The 19,454-nt window shown below is 44.8% G+C and carries 18 protein-coding genes and 1 tRNA gene; 12 read left to right on the top strand and 7 right to left on the bottom strand.

Annotated features, from left to right (window positions below; genetic code table 11):
* Positions 1 to 60: 60 nt before the first annotated feature.
* Entirely contained in the window at positions 61 to 777 is a 717-nt protein-coding gene (locus JKP82_RS19830; RefSeq protein ID WP_013786144.1) for a 3-deoxy-D-manno-octulosonic acid kinase, read from the bottom strand.
* Between the two features lie 94 nt (positions 778 to 871).
* On the opposite strand from JKP82_RS19830, the gene JKP82_RS19835 reads away from it, so the two are divergent.
* The 8 genes from JKP82_RS19835 (at position 872) to glpG (ending at position 9,657) form a co-directional block, all read left to right on the top strand.
* On the top strand, positions 872 to 1,873 hold the full coding sequence (locus tag JKP82_RS19835) for a glycosyltransferase family 9 protein (protein WP_049791843.1): 1,002 nt from the start codon (positions 872 to 874) through the stop codon (positions 1,871 to 1,873).
* Between the two features lie 168 nt (positions 1,874 to 2,041).
* The gene (locus tag JKP82_RS19840) at positions 2,042 to 2,440 is read left to right on the top strand and encodes a substrate-binding domain-containing protein (RefSeq protein ID WP_232370547.1); all 399 of its coding nucleotides are present in this window, start codon (positions 2,042 to 2,044) and stop codon (positions 2,438 to 2,440) included.
* On the top strand, positions 2,437 to 3,630 hold the full coding sequence (locus tag JKP82_RS19845) for a hypothetical protein (RefSeq protein ID WP_159527903.1): 1,194 nt from the start codon (positions 2,437 to 2,439) through the stop codon (positions 3,628 to 3,630). Before JKP82_RS19840 ends, JKP82_RS19845 begins: the two co-directional genes overlap by 4 nt.
* Before the next feature lie 8 nt (positions 3,631 to 3,638).
* The gene (locus tag JKP82_RS19850) at positions 3,639 to 6,092 is read left to right on the top strand and encodes a bifunctional diguanylate cyclase/phosphodiesterase (RefSeq protein ID WP_159527904.1); all 2,454 of its coding nucleotides are present in this window, start codon (positions 3,639 to 3,641) and stop codon (positions 6,090 to 6,092) included.
* 154 nt (positions 6,093 to 6,246) lie between these two features.
* Complete coding sequence (gene kbl / locus JKP82_RS19855; protein ID WP_159527905.1) at positions 6,247 to 7,443, top strand: glycine C-acetyltransferase; 1,197 nt, start codon at positions 6,247 to 6,249, stop codon at positions 7,441 to 7,443.
* On the top strand, positions 7,440 to 8,465 hold the full coding sequence (gene tdh / locus JKP82_RS19860; RefSeq protein ID WP_159527906.1) for an L-threonine 3-dehydrogenase: 1,026 nt from the start codon (positions 7,440 to 7,442) through the stop codon (positions 8,463 to 8,465). Before kbl ends, tdh begins: the two co-directional genes overlap by 4 nt.
* On the top strand, positions 8,465 to 8,782 hold the full coding sequence (gene glpE / locus JKP82_RS19865; protein ID WP_013786137.1) for a thiosulfate sulfurtransferase GlpE: 318 nt from the start codon (positions 8,465 to 8,467) through the stop codon (positions 8,780 to 8,782). The genes tdh and glpE overlap by 1 nt, the downstream gene beginning before the upstream one ends.
* Positions 8,779 to 9,657: a rhomboid family intramembrane serine protease GlpG gene (glpG, locus tag JKP82_RS19870; protein ID WP_159527907.1), complete on the top strand. Its 879-nt coding sequence runs from the start codon at positions 8,779 to 8,781 to the stop codon at positions 9,655 to 9,657. The genes glpE and glpG overlap by 4 nt, the downstream gene beginning before the upstream one ends.
* A gap of 37 nt (positions 9,658 to 9,694) precedes the next feature.
* On the opposite strand, the gene JKP82_RS19875 is transcribed toward glpG, so the two are convergent.
* On the bottom strand, positions 9,695 to 10,108 hold the full coding sequence (locus JKP82_RS19875; RefSeq protein WP_159527908.1) for a flagellar basal body-associated protein FliL: 414 nt from the start codon (positions 10,106 to 10,108) through the stop codon (positions 9,695 to 9,697).
* Between the two features lie 198 nt (positions 10,109 to 10,306).
* On the opposite strand from JKP82_RS19875, the gene JKP82_RS19880 reads away from it, so the two are divergent.
* Together JKP82_RS19880 and ubiA are read left to right on the top strand one after the other, a co-directional pair.
* Positions 10,307 to 10,876, top strand: a complete 570-nt coding sequence (locus tag JKP82_RS19880; RefSeq protein ID WP_218398433.1) for a chorismate--pyruvate lyase family protein — start codon at positions 10,307 to 10,309, stop codon at positions 10,874 to 10,876.
* Positions 10,860 to 11,756, top strand: coding sequence for a 4-hydroxybenzoate octaprenyltransferase (gene ubiA / locus JKP82_RS19885; RefSeq protein WP_220100017.1), 897 nt, complete (start codon positions 10,860 to 10,862; stop codon positions 11,754 to 11,756). The genes JKP82_RS19880 and ubiA overlap by 17 nt, the downstream gene beginning before the upstream one ends.
* A gap of 54 nt (positions 11,757 to 11,810) precedes the next feature.
* On the opposite strand, the gene ubiK is transcribed toward ubiA, so the two are convergent.
* Positions 11,811 to 12,074 carry a ubiquinone biosynthesis accessory factor UbiK gene (gene ubiK, locus JKP82_RS19890; protein WP_218398435.1) on the bottom strand — a complete coding sequence of 88 codons (264 nt, stop codon included), beginning with the start codon at positions 12,072 to 12,074 and terminating at the stop codon, positions 11,811 to 11,813.
* Between the two features lie 128 nt (positions 12,075 to 12,202).
* On the opposite strand from ubiK, the gene rep reads away from it, so the two are divergent.
* Entirely contained in the window at positions 12,203 to 14,218 is a 2,016-nt protein-coding gene (rep, locus tag JKP82_RS19895) for a DNA helicase Rep (protein WP_218398437.1), read from the top strand.
* A gap of 111 nt (positions 14,219 to 14,329) precedes the next feature.
* Here the strand turns inward: rep and JKP82_RS19900 are convergent, their stop codons facing one another.
* The gene (locus JKP82_RS19900; RefSeq protein ID WP_159527912.1) at positions 14,330 to 16,930 is read right to left on the bottom strand and encodes a sensor domain-containing phosphodiesterase; all 2,601 of its coding nucleotides are present in this window, start codon (positions 16,928 to 16,930) and stop codon (positions 14,330 to 14,332) included.
* A 107-nt stretch (positions 16,931 to 17,037) separates the two neighbouring features.
* The gene (locus JKP82_RS19905) at positions 17,038 to 17,445 is read right to left on the bottom strand and encodes a c-type cytochrome (protein WP_159527913.1); all 408 of its coding nucleotides are present in this window, start codon (positions 17,443 to 17,445) and stop codon (positions 17,038 to 17,040) included.
* 276 nt (positions 17,446 to 17,721) lie between these two features.
* Between JKP82_RS19905 and JKP82_RS19910 the strand changes: the two genes are divergently transcribed.
* Positions 17,722 to 17,798, top strand: a tRNA-Arg gene (locus JKP82_RS19910).
* A gap of 73 nt (positions 17,799 to 17,871) precedes the next feature.
* On the opposite strand, the gene JKP82_RS19915 is transcribed toward JKP82_RS19910, so the two are convergent.
* Both JKP82_RS19915 and JKP82_RS19920 read right to left on the bottom strand, forming a co-directional pair.
* Positions 17,872 to 19,158, bottom strand: coding sequence for a type II toxin-antitoxin system HipA family toxin (locus JKP82_RS19915; RefSeq protein ID WP_218398439.1), 1,287 nt, complete (start codon positions 19,156 to 19,158; stop codon positions 17,872 to 17,874).
* A 1-nt stretch (position 19,159) separates the two neighbouring features.
* Positions 19,160 to 19,420, bottom strand: a complete 261-nt coding sequence (locus JKP82_RS19920; RefSeq protein ID WP_159527915.1) for a helix-turn-helix domain-containing protein — start codon at positions 19,418 to 19,420, stop codon at positions 19,160 to 19,162.
* Positions 19,421 to 19,454: the final 34 nt, after the last annotated feature.

Here is a 19,454-nt window from a genome sequence, read left to right on the forward strand (position 1 = left end):
TCTAATCTTTATTGTTGTAGGGCAACAGTATCGATAAATATGGGTAGATGCAATTGCAATTCAGCTGCTTCTATAGCCCGCTAAACAATACTGCCAGTCATCTTGAGTCCAGTAAAACTGGGTATTCAAGCCTTTTTCTTTATTCAACGAGCGTAACAAACGGGACAGGTTATCTTTCTTCCAATGGTGTCCGCGACGTTCATGACAGCGATCAAAATCTATCAACCAAATATTACGCTCATTATCCATCATAATATTTCTGATGTTCGCATCGTGATGATAAATCTGGCAGGCATGCATTTTAGCCAAAGCTTCGCCCACCGCATACCAATCATCTTTTGATAAGGGTTCTCGGGTAAGCATGTGATGCAAGTCTTGGCTTGCCGGAATATTCTGGGTAATAAGATCCCCACGATAAATAAAACCACGGCGATGAATACGGGCGCCAACCGGTACAGGCACGCGAAGGCCATGTTCTCGCATTTTAGTCAAAAGGCGAAACTCTTCAAACGGACGAGAACGCTCTACACCAAGAAAAAAATACTGATCACTAAGTAATTTCCCAACCAATCCGCCACGCTTAAAATGTCGTAGCACCCAATGCTGAGCATCATGGTCGATAAAAACAGTGGTACCACGGCCTTTGGCCTCACCGGTAATTTTATTTTGGAATAGCCAAAATTCATGACTGAACATATCTACGCTAGGTTCAGTCATGAGTTCATCGTTGTATAAGAAGTGATGCCCAGCACCTAAGTCTCGTCGTATTATCGCCATGACGCCCGTTACTTATGGTAAAATTTACCATTCTAATGAATTATTTCGGCATTTCAGCAACGAGAGAGCATTTGTGGGAAAAAAGATTTGCTTAATGCGTCTATCTGCTATTGGTGATGTCTGCCATGCAGCCGCTATGGTAACACGTATTCAAACCCATTGGCCGGACGCTGAGTTAACTTGGGTCATTGGCAAGGTAGAGTATCAGCTGGTTAAGCTAATGCCGAATGTGCGCTTTATCATTTTTGATAAAAAACAAGGCAAAGCCGCCGTTGAGAGCTTAAAAAATGCAGTGAAAGGTGAAACCTTCGACGCACTGCTTATGATGCAAGTTGCCCTGCGCGCGAACCTAGCCTCTAGAGTTATAAAGGCGAAGCGCAGAATTGGCTTCGACTGGGCCAGAAGCAAAGAGCTGCACTGGTTATTCGCTAACGAGCGAGTCGCGCCACGTCAATACTCTCACGTGCTTGATGGCTTTATGGATTTTGCCGATGCGCTAGGTGTACCAAAAGTCGATACGCCATCATGGAATATTCCTGTTAGCGAAGAAGATGAGCGTTGGGGTAGAAAGCAAGCCGAGGCATTAGGCGACTATGTTGTAATTGCGCCTGCTGCCAGCAAGGCAGAACGTAACTGGCTTCCTGAAAGGTACGCTGAAACTGCTGACTACTTATCACAACAAGGTAAATCAGTCATATTAGTCGGGGGGCCTGGTGAGCTCGATAAAACCACTGCCAATGCTATTTCAGCGTATAAGCCAAGTATAAAAGCAGACTTTACTGGCAAAACCAGTCTTCACCAATTATTGGTATTGCTAAAGCACGCGAGTTTAGTGCTTGCACCCGATACCGGTCCTGCTCACATGGCTACTACCGTAGGCACACCCGTTATTGGATTATATGCGCATTCGAACCCTATTCGCACGGGGCCGTATAACAGTATAGATAACACGGTTTCTGTGTACGATGCGTGTATTGAAAAGCAAAAAGGAAAAAAGTGGGAACAATTACCTTGGGGAATTCGCGCGAAGGGCGATAACTTGATGAAAGGTGTTACCACTGATGCGGTTTTTTCAAAAATTAAAGCAGTGCTTTAACGAATACGCACTATTTCTGGGAATTTCTTTTAACCATTATCTACACTTAGCTTACACGCGCCAATTTTTCTAAGACATGGAGAGCCCCCTTTGGTGATTATGCTCGCATTGATTAAGCGAATACGAGCTTTAACTAGCAATACCGAGTACTCGGCACTGGTGCTCAGCATGCTATTTTTAACTTGTAGTCCAGTTGCGCTCGCACAACAGGCCGTCGTGGTCGCCAATGAGTCAGTGGATACCACATCCCTTACTCAGTCAGAATTGCGCCAAATATTTACCGGCCACAAACAATACTGGCGCGACGGAGAAAAAATCCACGTTGTTGTGCTTGAAGATGTTCACACTCTACACAAAGCATTTTGTCGTGAAAACTTACAAATGTTTCCTTACCAACTCTCTCGCCTTTGGGACCAACTTACGTATTCTGGTCAAGGTGTTACACCTACACGGGTATCATCCCAAGAAGCCCTTCTTAAAATGGTAGAGAGTACTGCAGGCGCTATAGGGTATGCAGATATCGACAAAATAAAAAATGAACAAATTATTGAGGTGCGTGAACAATGAATAAGCAAGTGTTCGTATGGTTTCTACGCGCGGTTTTACTTGCGGCATCTAGCTCAATGGTCATGGCACAAGAAGAGCCTAAGTTTTCATGGCATGGGTATATAGCGCAAGGACTAACACAATCGATTGATGGCAATTTTATTACCGAAGATAATAATATTACTGGTGAGTTGTCTGAAGTAGGTATTAACGGCCATTACCGCTTGAGTAATAATTTATCAGTTGCCGGGCAGGTGGTTTATTTGGATGCGGGGAATAGGTTTGAAAAGGGGACAAGGTTAGATTATCTGTTTGTAGATTGGACTATGCCCGATGTGGCTGGGTGGCAAGCACAAGTACACATAGGCCGCTTCAAAAATACGCACTGGTTATATTCAGTAACTCGCGATGTTCCCCAAACGAGAGATACCACGGTTCTCCCTCAATCAGTTTACTTCGATGGCTTTCGTGATATCGCGTTAGGTAGTGACGGGCTTCAGGCAAAATTTAAGAAATACTCAACGGACAACATTTGGGAAGTAAATTGGAGTTACGGTCGTTCTCCATTGAATGACGCTCAAAGAGACTTCTTCCTAGGCGACGATGCCAAGGGGAGTATAGAGCAAGACTTTGTGCACCAAGCCAGCGCTTTTTGGCAACCGGCTAGTATGGCTTGGAGAGTTGGCGTAAGTTGGCTTGAGTCCGATTTCGGATATAAGGCAGCAGAAGTGGACAATCGATTAGACGGTGGCGCTAGCATTCGTAGATTAATGTTTTCTATGCAATATTTTAGCGAAAAATGGCAATTAAGTACCGAGCTAGTAAGAGAATTACAAGAATATGATGGCCTCTTTGCACCTGATTATGTCGATAGGCTAACCGGTGAAGGCGGTTTTGTTCAATTTAGGTACCTATTTAACAACCGTTTTAGCGGCCTTATTGGCTACGACACCTATGTGAACAACGACAATGATCCCAATGGGGATGCCCTTGAAATAAGTACTGGGGGCCTTGTTCCTTCTTACTTTGGTTATATGGATACAGTGACCGTTGGGGCAAGGTGGGATATCTCGCCTAGATGGCGTTTACAGGCCGAGCATCATTGGGTTGACGGAGCCGCAAGAGTCGTGAGCTTACTCGACCCTAGTATAAGAGATCATTCGCAGGAACACTGGCGTATGTGGTCTGTACAGCTGATGTACTGGTTCTAGGTTAACTCATGAAAGTGGAGATGTCCTTTACCACTAAAACCATCATTATGTTGATGGCGATGGTGCTAACCGTCACAGTGGTCATTTCTATGGTGCTGATTCGAGAGTCTGATTCAAGCCTGGTTTTTCAGCAGCAAGAAGAGCAACTAAAAAACCAGCGTCGACTTCAGCTTTTTGAAGATATTCTGCATAACCGTATGGTGTTATGGGTAGACATGTTTAGCCACATCGAAATGGCGAAGCATCAAGATTTAGATTATTTTTATGAAAAACTTCAGCGAAATCAGGAATACCTGATGCTGAACTTTCATGTGGAACAGTTGTATCTGTTTGACCAAGACGGCGTAGTAGGAGAGCAGCCAGCCCCCGTCAGTGATTTTGTTCTAAAATTGGTGCGTAGCACGCAGCAGTCTCTTAGCAGTAGAGCGTTAATTCGCTGCGAGGGTGTATGCACACATTATTTATCAGTGCCTATTATGACCGATGACGAGGTGGTTCCTGTCGTTATTTTGTCTGCTTCATTGCGTGAACTTTTGTCGTTGTTTAATCGCTCTACCGACGCTCATAAGGTTGTGATGGTTCAGCATAAACAAGGCACTGAAAATGAACCCGCCTTAACGCTGTCCAGCCAGCTTTCACAATCTAACCAAGATTATTTAGCCGAGCTCATTGCCGCCTTCCCTAAAGATTGGAGTGTAGAAAAGTTAGTGGTTAAAGGGCTTCGGGTGTCGTTTCAAGGAAAAGAACTATCGGTCAGTTTATTGGCCTTCCCCCACAGCTTAACAGAGCAGCCTTACCTCATGGTTGTGCAAGATATTTCTGCATTAGTACATCAAAAAGAGCAGTACGAACTACTGGTTATAATCAGTGCGATTGTGCTGTTTATCGTGTTCTCATTGCTTCTAAGGCTCTTTCTTAATCAATACCGCTTGAGGCTATTAGGTATAAGTGAACGTTTGCCTATGCTTGCCGACCACAAATTTATCGAATACCGCAAACTGGTTGAAAAAAAGCAGCACGCATCGCTTTGGCGATTAAACGACGAACTTGATGTGGTAGAGGATGCCGCCAATGCACTGGCAAAACAGTTGGAAGATTTCGATGGCCAAATGGCGGTGAATACTGCCAAGCTTGAAAAAATGGCTATGTTTGATGTGCTTACCGGCCTGCCAAATCGGAATATGCTGACCTTTCAGATTGAAAACCAACTTGCCCACTCCGCGCGAGACGATAGGTTGGTTGCACTGATGTTCATGGACTTAGACGACTTTAAAAAAGTCAACGACAGCTATGGTCATGACGTGGGGGATAAGCTTTTAAAAGCAGCCGCTATGCGGATATCACGACCTATCAGGGAAACCGATATTGCGTCACGATTTGGTGGTGACGAGTTCGTTGTATTGTTATCTAGCATCGAAAACAAAGAACAAGTGGAACACGTTGCGAAGAAAATTATTGAAGAATTCGACCAGCCCATTGAAGTGGATGGCATGCAATTCTACGTCTCTATCAGTATAGGTGTAGCCGTGAGCCGCCATGCCAGAGCTACGCCAGTGGAGCTATTGCGGCATGCCGATATTGCTATGTACGAAGCAAAATCGAAAAAAGGCGCGAGCTTTAGAGTTTACGATGCCACCATGAACCTGAAGGTAATGAAAAAGGTTGAACTTGAAGCCGAAGCGCGGGTGGCCCTAAGGGAAAGTCAGTTTAGTTTAGCCTTGCAGCCACAAATCGACCTGCGAACCAATGAGTTAATAGGGTTCGAAGCACTGCTTCGTTGGTATCACCCTGTTAAGGGCACCATATCACCGGCAGAGTTTATTCCTTCGCTTGAAAATACCTCTTTCATGCTAGAGCTTGATTACTGGGTGATAGCCAAGGCTACCTACCTCATTAGAGAGCTTAACGCGAACGGTTACCCGAATGTGAAGTTAGCGATTAACCTCTCTGCGGGGCAGTTTCTCGATCCCAGTCTTCCTGATTTTTTACAGCAACAAATTATTCGCAATGATATTTCGCCATCCCAAGTATGTTTGGAATTAACTGAAACGGTATTGGTCACCGATATTGAGCGGGCAACCTCTATTATGCGTACTATTAGAGATATGGGGTGTACACTGGCCATTGATGATTTTGGAACGGGCTATTCGTCACTCAGTTACTTAAAATCACTACCTGCAGACTTCATAAAAATCGACCGTTCATTCGTTGCCAATATCATCGAGAATGCTGACGATAGAAACATCGTGCATTCCACTATTGCCATGGTGCGAAAAATGGGGTTAATTGTGGTAGCTGAAGGTATTGAAACAGCAGAGCAATTTGAAATGCTATGTCACTTTGATTGTCAGATGGGGCAGGGGTACTTAATTAGTCGGCCTATTCCAGAGCCAGATATTTGGACTACCCTAAGCAAAAACGTACACTTGGGCATATGGGACAGCACGCAATCTAACGAGTAAGGCCTACTAGCCTGCTAGATTTGTTAGCTATAGCTAACAAGTGTACGAAAAAGTTTACGGCTGCGAGTTTTAAAACTGTTAAAACGCCCCCTTTCTTGTGTAAGCTTTCTATCGCTTTCTTTAAAATACATTTTTTTTAATTTCGGAGTCTGACATGTCAGCGGCATTTATCTCTCACCTGCAAGCGCAAATTGAGGCCACTAAAGAAGATGGTCTGTATAAAAAAGAGCGCGTTATTACTTCACAGCAACAAGCAGATATAGACGTGGCTAATGGCGAGCATGTCATCAACTTCTGTGCGAACAACTATTTGGGGTTGGCTAATCACCCCGACCTTATCGCTGCGGCCAAAAACGGCCTTGAAACCCACGGGTTTGGTATGGCGTCTGTGCGCTTTATTTGTGGTACGCAAGACATACACAAGCAGCTAGAAACTGAAATCAGTGGCTTCCTAGGTACCGAAGATACCATTTTATACCCCTCATGCTTCGATGCTAACGGTGGGTTATTTGAAACCTTACTTGGCCCAGAAGACGCTATTATTTCCGATGCGCTAAACCATGCCAGCATCATCGACGGCGTACGTTTATGTAAAGCTAAGCGCTACCGTTATGCCAACAACGACATGGAAGCATTGGAAGACCAGCTTAAGCAAGCCATTGCCGACGGGGCACGCTTTAAAGTGATTGCCACAGATGGCGTATTCTCGATGGACGGTGTTATTGCCAACCTAGCAGGGATTTGTGATCTGGCTGAAAAGTACGATGCATTGGTAATGGTAGACGATTGCCACGCCACGGGGTTTTTAGGCGAAAATGGCAAAGGTAGCCATGAATACTGCGGCGTAATGGGTCGCGTTGATATTATCACCGGCACCTTAGGTAAAGCCCTAGGCGGCGCATCAGGCGGCTATACATCAGGTAAAAAAGAAGTGGTTGAATGGTTGCGTCAACGCTCTCGTCCTTACTTATTCTCAAACTCTGTTGCGCCACCTATTGTATCGGCGTCTTTAAAAGTATTCGAGATGATGAAAGATGGCGCCGCACTACGCGAACAACTGTGGCGCAACTCGGCACACTTCCGTGCTCGCATGGAAGACGCGGGCTTTACCCTTGCTGGTAAAGATCACGCCATCATTCCGGTAATGCTAGGCGATGCACGCATTGCTAGCGACATGGCAGACAAGCTGCTTGAAAAAGGCATTTATGTGATTGGTTTCTCATACCCAGTAGTGCCAAAAGGACAAGCCAGAATTCGTACCCAAATGTCAGCAGGGCATTCTATTGAACACGTAGACAAAGCCATTGATGCATTTATTGAAGTAGGCCGTGAAATGGGAGTGATTGCATGAAGTCGTTAGTTAAAGCAAAAGCCGAAAAAGGTATTTGGCTTCAAGATACCCAAGAGCCTGAAGTTGGCCACAACGATTTATTAATCAAAATTCGTAAAACCGCCATTTGCGGTACCGACATGCATATTTACAACTGGGACGATTGGTCTCAACAAACCATTCCTGTACCTATGGTAGTGGGCCATGAGTATGTTGGTGAAGTGGTTGGCATGGGTCAAGAAGTACGCGGCTTTGCTGTTGGGGATAGAGTGTCTGGCGAAGGCCACATTACTTGTGGTCACTGCAGAAACTGTCGTGCAGGCCGTCGCCATTTATGCCGCAATACCGAAGGTGTAGGCGTAAATCGTCCAGGCGCATTTGCAGAATATTTGGTTATTCCTGCCTTTAACGCGTTCAAAATCCCTGACAACATCTCTGATGAACTGGCTTCTATTTTCGACCCATTTGGAAATGCCGTACATACCGCACTAAGTTTTGACCTAGTGGGTGAAGATGTACTCATTACCGGTGCAGGCCCTATTGGTATTATGGCAGCTGCAGTGGCGCGTCACGTGGGTGCCCGCCATGTGGTTATCACCGACATCAACCCGTATCGCCTAGAGCTTGCCAGCAAGATGGGCGCTACTCGCGCCGTTGATGTTAGCAAAGAAGACTTGCAAGACGTGATGAACGAGCTTGGTATGAGTGAAGGCTTTGATGTTGGCCTTGAAATGTCGGGCGTACCGGTAGCCTTTCGCGACATGCTAAAGAAAATGAATCACGGCGGTAAGGTGGCAATGCTAGGTATTCCACCACAAGATGTTTCAGTTGATTGGAACCAAGTTATCTTTAAAGGCTTGGTGATCAAAGGTATATACGGTCGTGAAATGTTCGAAACCTGGTACAAAATGGCAAGTCTGCTGCAAAGTGGCTTAGATTTATCGCCAATCATCACACATACCTTTTCGGTTGATGACTTTCAGAAAGGTTTTGATACCATGGGGTCAGGACAATCAGGCAAAGTTATACTGGACTGGCAATAATGACAGCATTTTCACACATTAGTGTACAAGACGTAGCAAACTTCAATGGCGATGTAGCCATTGTAGATATTCGTGACCCACAATCATTTGCCAATGGTCACATGCCAGAAGCGAAGCCGTTAAATAACGATAACTTCGCGGCCTTTGTAGAACAAACGCCAAAAGAAACCCCTGTTGTAGTGGTGTGCTATCACGGCGTAAGCAGCCAGCAAGCCGCGCAGGTTATTGCTGAGCAAGGTTTTAACACCGTTTATAGTATGGATGGCGGTTTTGAAGCATGGCGATTAGGCCAGTCTGTGGTGTCTGAAAATTCGTGAGCCATCCTTTAATTGCTTTTCGTCAGCAAGGCGTGGCGCATTTACTGGCTAACTACTTAGGTAGCCAGAATATTCGCGCCACGGTTAAGCCTACTGAAGCGGGGGATGAGTTTGTTGTATTATTGGCAGACGACAACGATGCGCTGAAAGCCCGCGCCATTACTGAAGAATTTATTCAGCAACCGAACAATCCTAAATACCAGCAAGCCGCTTGGCAGCATGGCGAGAACGTCGATTTAGTGCCCTCACGTCAGTTCGATGCAAAAGGGTTTATTAGCAACGCTTTATCAGTGCCTTTTACTAGCATTGTATTTTTGCTTTGCGTGCTGGTATACGGTTTATCGTTGTTAGGCTTATTCAGTCCTATCGCGCTACATTTACTCATGCAGCCACTTAGTGTGCTTGCCGAAAATCATGAATGGTGGAGGCTATTAGGCCCCGCATTTATTCATTTCAGCGCACTACATATTATCTTCAATCTGCTTTGGTGGTGCATGCTAGGCGCCAAAATTGAGAGTACTTTTGGCAAAAGTATGCTGCTTGTGGTGTTTGCACTGTCGGCCATTATATCAAACGTGGCTCAAGCCATGTTTACCACGCCAGTGCAGGGTAACTTAATGCTCTTTGGTGGTCTTTCGGGGGTGGTATACGCCGTAATGGGCTTTGTATGGTGGTTAGGTTGGTTGAAGCCACAGTGGGGCTTGTCGCTGCCTAAATCGGTAGTTGGTTTTATGTTGGTGTGGCTAGTATTAGGCTTTGCCGATGTTTTGTGGGTGAATATGGCCAACGCGGCGCACACTGCGGGGTTAATTACCGGCTGTTTACTAGCGGGGCTGCTAAGTCTTGGGGCCGATAAACGAAAGCAGGGGCAATAGCGCCTGCTTTATTGACTCGGTGCTGCTGTAGTAGCGTTTAGCCCTGATATAAATACTTAGTGAAAATAACGTTCTTGACAACCTCGCCACCGGTTTCTTTTTTCATATGATCTTGAAGCGCTTTAAGAATGGCACGGCGAATATCTTCTCTGCCCGTTAGCGATTTTACTTTTTCTTCAGGTTGTCTGCCGAAAATATCGATGGCGGTTGCACGTAATAGCGGCATATGGTGCTCCGCAATTTCTAACTGATCTACGTCATAAATCATTAATTCAACGGTAACGCGAACGTACCCCAGCTTTTTTGAAGACTCGCCAATATAATTGGTAACGATGTCTGGCTCTAACCCAAGATAAGCAAAGTTTGCCTTTTCTTGCGCAAATGCAGGCGTGAAAGCACTACTAACTAATAGAGCGGTAGCTATAAAACGTGAAGCAAGTGACTTTGTCATGATTTGAGCCGAAAATACCAATTAATTTAAATGACAGGCTGTAGTGTAGCAAATCATAGGTTAATGACACTACTGCAAAAGTACTAAGGTACACGTAAAATCAATATGCTAGCTATTTGCAATCAGATAAACCACCATGTCACCAACAAGTGATATGATACTTTTTTTATCGTGCAAAATTATGACAGAGATTTGGTAGTGAGTTTTCCTAGCAGCTTTCCCGTTGGCCTAAATGTAGAGTGGATGCAAGCCGACAGTGCGCCCCGTAACAATCCATATTTAAAAAATTGGTTGTTAGATACAGGTTCGTTAACCGAGCGGGTGCAGTCGCTTTGCCATCAATTTTCGTTAAACGTACTAGGGCAGGCTGAAACTGCACTTCATGCCAATGAGCAAAGCCTGCTATCGAATTCGCTAACACATCAGACTTCACAGGCATTCCAGGTGCGAGAAGTACTGTTGTGTGGCAATACTCTACCATGGGTTTTTGCTCGTTCGGTTATTCCTCAGCGTTTGGTTGAAGCTGAGTTAGCAAATTTAGGCAGTGAACCTTTAGGTAAGCGACTGTTTAATGATGCTAGGTTTTTACGTTCAGAATTTGAACTATGTTGCTTGCCAGCAATAGCATTAGGCTTTGAACGCGACCAACAATTATGGGGCAGACGTTCATTGTTTACGTTGGGTGAAGACAGCATGATAGTGGCTGAAGTATTTCTACCCGATGCCCCCGTTTATTATTCAAGGTACGACAATGGCACTGACTCTTAATCTAGCCCAGAATATCAATCATATAAAGCAGCATCCATCTGCTTATATTCGCCTGATGAGGCTAGATAAGCCAGTGGGTATTTACCTGCTGCTTTGGCCTACTTTTTGGGCATTACTTATGGCCTCTGAAGGCTTACCGAGTGTCGGCATCGCGCTTATTTTTACCGCCGGCGTGGTAGTTATGCGTTCAGCGGGCTGTGTTATTAACGACTACGCCGATAGAAAAGTAGATGGCAGCGTAAAACGCACTGCCACGCGGCCACTGGCCACGGGCGAAGTTACCACTAACCAAGCACTAACCCTGTTTGCGGGTCTAATCGTATTGGCCTTCTTGTTAGTGCTGATGCTAAATTGGCAAACCGTTGCTTTATCTGTAATTGCGCTGTTACTAGCTGCTAGTTACCCCTTTATGAAACGCTACACCCACTTACCGCAAGTGGTATTGGGTGCTGCCTTTGGGTGGGCAATACCCATGGCGTTTATGGCCGTGTCTGAAACTGTGCCAGCGTATGGTTGGTGGCTGTTTGTGGCGAATCTATTATGGACGGTAGCCTACGACACCATGTATGCCATGGTAGACAGAGACGACGACCTAGAAATAGGGGTGAAATCAACCGCCATTTTATTCGGCAAATACGACGTGCCTATCATTATTGGGCTTCAAGCCACCATGCTAGTTATTTTGTATTTTATTGGCGTGGCTATCGAAGCACATTGGCCGTATTACTTATCGCTAATCATAGGGGCAGGGCTGTTTTACCGCCAGTATCAATTTATTAAGAACAGACAGCGAGAAGGCTGCTTTACGGCCTTTATTGAAAATCACTATGTGGGCTTGGTATTTACGTTAGGTTTAGTGGCAAATTTTTGGATAGGTTAAGCGGTTCAGTTATTAGCTAACACAATGAACCGCTTATCATTAATGAGTAAAAAGCTATTCAGGTTTGGTTGTTTCTGCCGCTTTCGCTTCTAATTGAACAATGCGAGCTTCCATTGTGTCTAACTTTTCGCGAGTGCGAATAAGCACCTGGCTTTGAATATCGAACTCTTCACGAGTGACTAAATCAAGCTTCGAAAGCTGCGACTGTAAAACCTGTTTAATTTTACCTTCTGCGCCTTCAGCCATGTTACGCACACCCGGTGGTACGGCGTCAGCAATCTGTTTCGCTAAATCTTCGAGTTTTTTCGGATCCAACATGGATTTCCCTTATAATGCGCTTCGTTAGAATAGGCTTCTATTCTATCGGTATCGCCACTTCTTGCAATGAAAAAGCACATTAAAGAAAAGCATGGCACACATTACACCTGTTAGGTTTTAGGAACGCAATGAAATTAAACGATGCGCAACAATCAGCTGTCACTTTTGTGTCGGGCCCCTGCTTAGTTTTAGCCGGTGCCGGCAGTGGTAAAACTCGGGTTATTACCAACAAAATTGCGCACCTAGTAAGAAATTGCGATATGCCAGCACGGTATATCGCCGCGGTAACCTTTACCAACAAAGCCGCCCGAGAAATGAAAGAGCGGGTAGCCGAAACCTTAGGTAAGCCAGAAGCACGTGGTTTGAAGGTATGTACCTTTCACACCATGGGGCTAACCATTATAAAAGCCCATATTAAGGAGCTAGGCTTAAAGCCTGGTTTTTCATTGTTCGATGACAAAGACTCGTTGGCACTATTAACCGATTTAACCGAAGACACGCTAGACGGCGACAAAGATCAGCTTTCGCTATTACAAAGCTGTATTTCGAATTGGAAGAACGACTTACTGCTGCCCGAGGCGTTATTAAAGCAAGCCACCAGTACCGGTGAACGGGAATTTGCCGAAGCTTATAAGCGCTATCAAGATAACTTACGTGCTTACAACGCGCTTGATTTCGATGATCTTATTTTGTTGCCCACACTGCTATTAAAAACCAGTGAAACCGCACGAGCCAAGTGGCAAAACAAAATTCGTTATCTGCTGGTGGATGAGTACCAGGATACCAACACCAGTCAATATGAGCTGGTAAAGCTATTGGTAGGTGAGCGCTCGCGCTTTACCGTGGTAGGCGACGACGACCAATCTATTTATTCATGGCGCGGTGCTAAGCCACAAAACTTAAACTTGCTACAGCAAGACTTCCCGCGCTTGAATGTAATAAAGCTACAGCAGAATTACCGCTCTTCAGGGCGAATACTGCATTGCGCGAACATCCTTATTCAGAACAACCCCCATTTGTTCGACAAAACCCTGTTCTCAGAACTGCAATACGGTGAGCAGCTTAGAGTCATAGAAGCAAAAAACGAAGAACACGAAGCTGAACGAGTGGTGGCTGAACTGTTAGCGCACAAGTTTATGAACCGTACTAAGTTTAAAGACTACGCCATTTTATACCGAGGAAACCACCAAAGTCGCTTGTTCGAAAAGCTACTGATGAGCAACCGTATTCCATATAAAATTAGTGGTGGTATGTCGTTCTTCGGGCGCACCGAAGTGAAAGACATCATGGCTTACTTGCGTTTGTTGGTGAACCAAGATGATGACAACGCATTACTACGGGTAATTAACACGCCAAGTCGCGGCATAGGGCGTGTAACGCTGGAAAAACTCGGCAACTTTGCCAATAGCTTAGGCGTACCCATGTTTGAAGCGGCTACCCATCCTAATTTGAACAGTGTGCTATCTGGTAAAGCTTACGATGCCGTATCGGGGTTTGCTCGCTGGATAGTAGAAGTGGCTGATAACGCAACTCGTGGCGACACTAAGGACGCCCTTCGTGGCATGATCAAGTCGATGAGCTACGAAGAATGGTTATACGAACAAAGCGCTAGCCCTAAAGCGGCTGAAATGGGCATGGCTAACGTGAGTACGCTATTTGGCTGGGTAACCGACATGCTAGAAGGCAACGAGCTTGATAGTCCCATGAACCTAACCGAAGTAGTAAACCGCCTTATTTTACGCGACATGATGGAGCGAGGCGAAGACGACGGCGATGGCGATCAAGTACAACTAATGACACTGCACGCTTCCAAAGGGCTAGAGTTTCCAATTGTGTTCTTAGTGGGCATGGAAGAAGGTTTGTTACCGCATCAAAGCAGTGTAGATGAAGACAACGTAGAAGAAGAGCGTCGCTTGGCGTATGTAGGCATAACCCGCGCGCAGCGAGAGCTTATTTTTAGTCTAGCAAAAGAGCGCCGTCAATTCGGTGAAGTCATCAACCCCGAGCCAAGCCGCTTCCTGTATGAGCTGCCCACAGACGATCTTCAATGGGAAAATCAAAAGCCTAAAGAAAGTGCCGAAGTGCGTCAGCAAAAAGGGCAAAGTAGTATCGCTAATTTAAGAGACATGCTGGGTAAAAAGTAGCGCAGACGGTTACTATTGTAGGGTGATACAAGTCACAGCAACAACCCTCACTGATAATCTGAATGAAAAGATATTAGTGATAAATAGCGGGGGGATAATAACAACAAACAGCTAGCCTGCTAGCTTTTTCATATCAAGAACGGTAGCGCGAGTAAGCACTTTACCCTGCCCATAATTGCACTCAATGTCAGTTAGCGCATCTAGCTGTGCGGGGGCATCAACGCCTTCGGCAATAACCTTAAATTTAAGGTGCTCAGAAATAAGCATTACTGATTGAATAAGTTTAAGGTTTCGCTGCGAACGCGGTAGCGAACGCACAAACCTGTGGTCTATTTTGATGAAATCGAACGGGTAGGCAAATAAGTAACTAAGCGATGCTAAACCGCTACCAAAGTTATCTAGCACCAAGGTAACCCCAGCGCGTTTCAACTTCTTAATAGCAGGTAATATAAACTGTGAACGGCGATTTAAGTCGTTTTCATCGAACTCGAATACCAGATCATGGGACGATATTTTGTATTCGTCTATCAGCGAAATCATTTGATTCACCATAGACGCTTGCAGCAAATGAATAATAGAAACGTTCACCGCAATACGGCCAGTGTCTTCACCTGTCGTTTTCGCGTGGGCCAGTAACTCACAGGCTTTGCGTAACTGAAACAAATCTAAATCTAACGTTAAGCCACTTTGTTCAGCCACTTGGCGAAACTGCTCTCGGGCTATTTTGCCAAAAGTAGGGTGACTCCAACGCACATACATCTCGTTATAAAGCGTTGTGTTGTCTCTTAAATCAATCACAGGCTGTAAAAAGTATTCAAACTCTTCATCGCGCAAGGCCCGGCGAAATTCGTTTTCTAGTTCAAGTTCTTCAATTAGGCGGTCGCGCATGCTCTTATCGAACATAACAAATCGGCCACGGCCCAAAGTTTTGGCTTGGTACATAGCGGCATCAGCGTCACGCAGTACTTCATCGGCACTACGATAATACGATTCTAAATTAGCTATACCGATACTGGCACCCGAATACATTTCGCGGCCGTCTAATAAAAATGGTTCTGAAATAGAGTTGATAATACGAGACGCAACTTCTTGTACGTCGGTTAAATCTTCAAAATTATCGAGTAATACAACAAACTCATCGCCACCTAATCGGGCTAACAAGTCATGCCCACGAATGCATATTGCAATACGCCTAGCCACTTCAACTAAGAACTCATCACCCGCGTGATGGCCTAAGGTATCGTTAATAACCTTAAACCTATCTAAGTCGATAAATAAAACAGCAAAGTAGTTTTCGGCGTAGCGCTGCTTACTGGCAATGGCTAGTTCAAGCCTACTGGTAAACATTGACCGGTTCGGAAGGTCGGTAAGTGAGTCGTGATGCGCGTCGTGAATAAGCTTAAGCTCAATTTCTTTACGCTCTTCAATCTGCTGCTTTAAGTATTTGTTAGCTCTATCAAGCTCGGCTGTGCGCGCAGCAACTCTAAGCTCTAGCTCACTGTTGTGGCGATGAATTTCTTCAGTACTGCGCTTACGCTCCATGGTTACTGCAATATGGTGCGAAACAAAGCGTAGTAGCTCTAAGTCTCTTGCGGTGTATTTGGCATGCTTACCATAGGTTTGCACCGCAATTACCCCAAACACTTCACCATCTACCACTAGGGGCGACCCTAGCCAAGAGTTGGCACTGTTTAGCATGGTTTGGGCAACAGACACGTCAATTTCACCCGCTTCGGCAAGTTCTAATACCCTAGGTGGGTTAATCAGTTCAGCTTGGCCGGTACGCAGTACAAATTCAGTTAACCCCAACCCCATAGGGCGAGATTCCACTTCCGCATGTTCCATATCACTGAAATACGGGAACTCCAGCATTTGCTTCGATTCATCAATAATAGAGATGAAGCAGTTTGGTGCACTAATTAAGCGGGCTAGAATTTCGTGCAAGCTAGAATAGAAGACCGACATGTCGCCTTCTAGGTTTGCTGCTAATTCAGAAATTTCAAACAAGGCTTGCTGTAACGACTCTACTTTTTGGCGCTCTAGAATTTCTTCTTGAAGGTCGTCGTTAATTTTTCTTAGCTGGCGAGTACGTTCACGAATGGTACGTTCGGTAAGTTCGCGGTTTTTAACCCGGTCAACCGTGGTCACAATGTGCTGAGAAACAAACAGCAGTACTTCTAAGTCTTCTTGGGTGTAATGCACGCCGTCGTCGTAGGTTTGAACCACCATGGCACCTATTACCTGGCTGCCACGTTTCAAAGGAACCCCAAGTAATTCGAAAGGCTGTGAGCCTACTAACTTGATACCATGATCTTCAGCGAACACTTGCTCTTCTGAACGTTTGTAAAACAAATGCTGACCGGTGCGCAGTATATAGCCAGTCATACCGTCCATTAACGAATCGGCAGGTAATTGCTTCACAGTTTGCTCGTCAAATTCGTCAACAAAATAGGTGAAGTCGACAATTTGACTTTCTTGTTCATAGAAGGCAACAAAGAAATTATCAGCGTTCATGAAATCAGCAATGATTTCATGAATAGCAGTATAAAGGCGGTTTAGATGACTAACAGAACTTGCAAGCTCGGAAATGTCGAATAGCGCTTTCTGAACGCGTTCAGCACGCTTATATTTATTAGTGAGTTGTTGAAGCTGCGGTATAATTTCCCGCAGCTCTTCTTCTGTCAACTCATATTGCGTTGAATCTGATGACATTCCGTTCGCCGGCAAGTAAAAAGAGCTTATTCTTAGATGCGGTTAAATTACCCGATCTACTCGAAAAACGCTACTTTTTCCAACAAATTGTTAGTAAATGAGGAAGGTTATATACCTTCAATCATGTACTCAATTGCGGCTTTAATTTCATCATCAGAGCACGAAGCACAAGTTCCACGAGGAGGCATAGCGTTAATGCCGTTAAGGGCATTTTGCCAAACGCCGTCTAGGCCTTTTTCGTCTAAACGAGGCTGCCAATCAGCGGCTACGTGTAATTTTGGTGCACCAAGTACGCCAGAACTATGACACGCTACACAGGCAGAGTTATAAACATCTTCACCCGACTTAGCACCACCACCTGCAGCAGCAGGGCCAGCAGCTTCAGCGCCAGCTACGTGTATCTGACCAACCGGCTTAATACGGTTAGCAATATCGTCGTTACTCATTTCTTGTGCTTGCGCCGCAAACACAGTAAGTGCTGTAGCTGCAACAATAAACCAGGTTTTCAATTTCACATCTGTCTCCAGGGAATCACGAACTTTAATTAAAGTATAACTGGCCAGATTATAACGGGAATTCAAGGGCGAACAACTATTTGCTACCAATTACCTATAAAAAGTAAGGATAAAGTACCTTTAAAACCCATTAAAGTAAGAGAATTACATAAACCAGTTGATGCGAGCCCATGGCCTAAGTATTATTACGCCGCGCTTAAGCAGGAAGTTTACCTACACCACGTTCTTATTCCTTTAGAACAGGTTAAATTTTTATCACATTAAGCCATTTTCAATGCACCCGTAGCTCAGCTGGATAGAGCGTCGCCCTCCGGAGGCGAAGGTCACAGGTTCGAATCCTGTCGGGTGCGCCATTTTCCTCGAATTCTTGTGTCGAATTTTAAAAGAACAACTGGCCAAGTATAGTTGCGCTTAATCTCTGGTTATTTATAACAACTTTTTAGATGCTTGCTTTCTCAGTCCAGAAAAAATTGCCTCCGCTACATAGGGGGGAAAGTTATCGGGAATTTTATCTTCGACTTTAGCAATAGCGTTTTCAACATTATCGACAAAGTATTCGTAGTGTGATGCAGCTTTGTCCGAAGGGTATTTCACCTGCAATGCAGTCGATACAAAATGACGAGGCTGAATATCGTTCCATTTCCAGTGCGTATTTTTACCTTTTAAAGACATGGACATTTTAATCTTTTGCGGCTGTAAGGCTTTTTTAGTCATTACAGGAAACGCCGACACGACATCATATAAAGGGGTCATTTTATACGTGTTTTCAGGCTCTAAAAATACGCTAAAATTCTTACCATGACCGTCAATAGCAGCAATTAGCCAAAAGAATATCTGAGTCCTAAAAAAAGTTTCTCTATCTTTCCCGTTAGACGAAGCCGTGAGCAAATTTAAGCAGTCTGTAATTCCTGGGCCACCATCAGATTGGTATTTTTGAGCAGATGAAATGCCCATTGCCTGACAAAAATCTTCTTGGGGTAGGCGCATGAGCCATGAACCGTCAGATGCATATTTACGGTCAAAGCGTTCAACGCTTAGAACTTTCTGGTCGCCAAAGTAAAGCACCTCTGCATTAGCCACATTAAAATCAAAGGCTCTCGCCAGCTCTAGGCAAATAAATTCGTTCTCACAGCTATCGGTTAAATCGATACCCACTTGCGGTAACTCGCCCATGGGTAATTTCATTATGTGACTTGTTGGTGTTGAGCCCGTCGGTTTCACCCATTGTTGGCCAATTTTAAGTAGCGCGGTTTTTTCCTGGGCGCCAGCAATTGAAATCCGAAAGTCATCATCGTCATTTTCCATTCCAAGCGCTGTATGTTTGTAGCCTTGCAATAACTTCTCAACGTCTAGATCTGACAGCACCTTGTAGTTTAGCTGTTGTACAGACTCGGTTTGTTCTGAAACTAATTGAATAGCGCCCACACAATCTTTGCCTACCGCCGCTAAAAGATCGAACGCATGTCCAGAGCCTACATTGAACCTAGCCTGTATTTTATTTCGTATGGTTAGACTATCGGGAAGCAAATTGTCGAAGAAGTTATACACTACGTCGCCAGCGTATTTTTGCTTAGTAATAGGTAGCGACAAAGAAATAGGCCGTGCGCCTGCGCGCTTCATCCAACGTTCGGTATAAGAAAAATGGAGCCCACCGCTCTTGTCTTTTAACAGTGTACCTACTTTGACCCCGTTAAGGCTTACCATCAGCTCCATATTACCACTCCTGATCCCAGCCACTATCGGTCTTTTGGCCGCTTTCATTTTCTTGCTTTGGCTTCAGCTCAATAGAGAGACCTAATTCATGCGCAATTTTAAAGAGGGTATCAATACGGGAGGTACCGGCGGAATTTTCAATAGCCGAGATGGTTTTTTGCTTTAAACCAACATGCTCGGCCACATCGGTCTGCGTACGTGCCAGATTATTTCGATGCAGCTTTATATAATCAGCCAGTTCTTTTGAGTTATTAAGCTTCATTATGTTTCTCCACTATTAACCCCCTTCAAGGTAT

Source organism: Alteromonas lipotrueae, from assembly GCF_019249215.1.
GTDB lineage: Bacteria > Pseudomonadota > Gammaproteobacteria > Enterobacterales > Alteromonadaceae > Alteromonas > Alteromonas lipotrueae.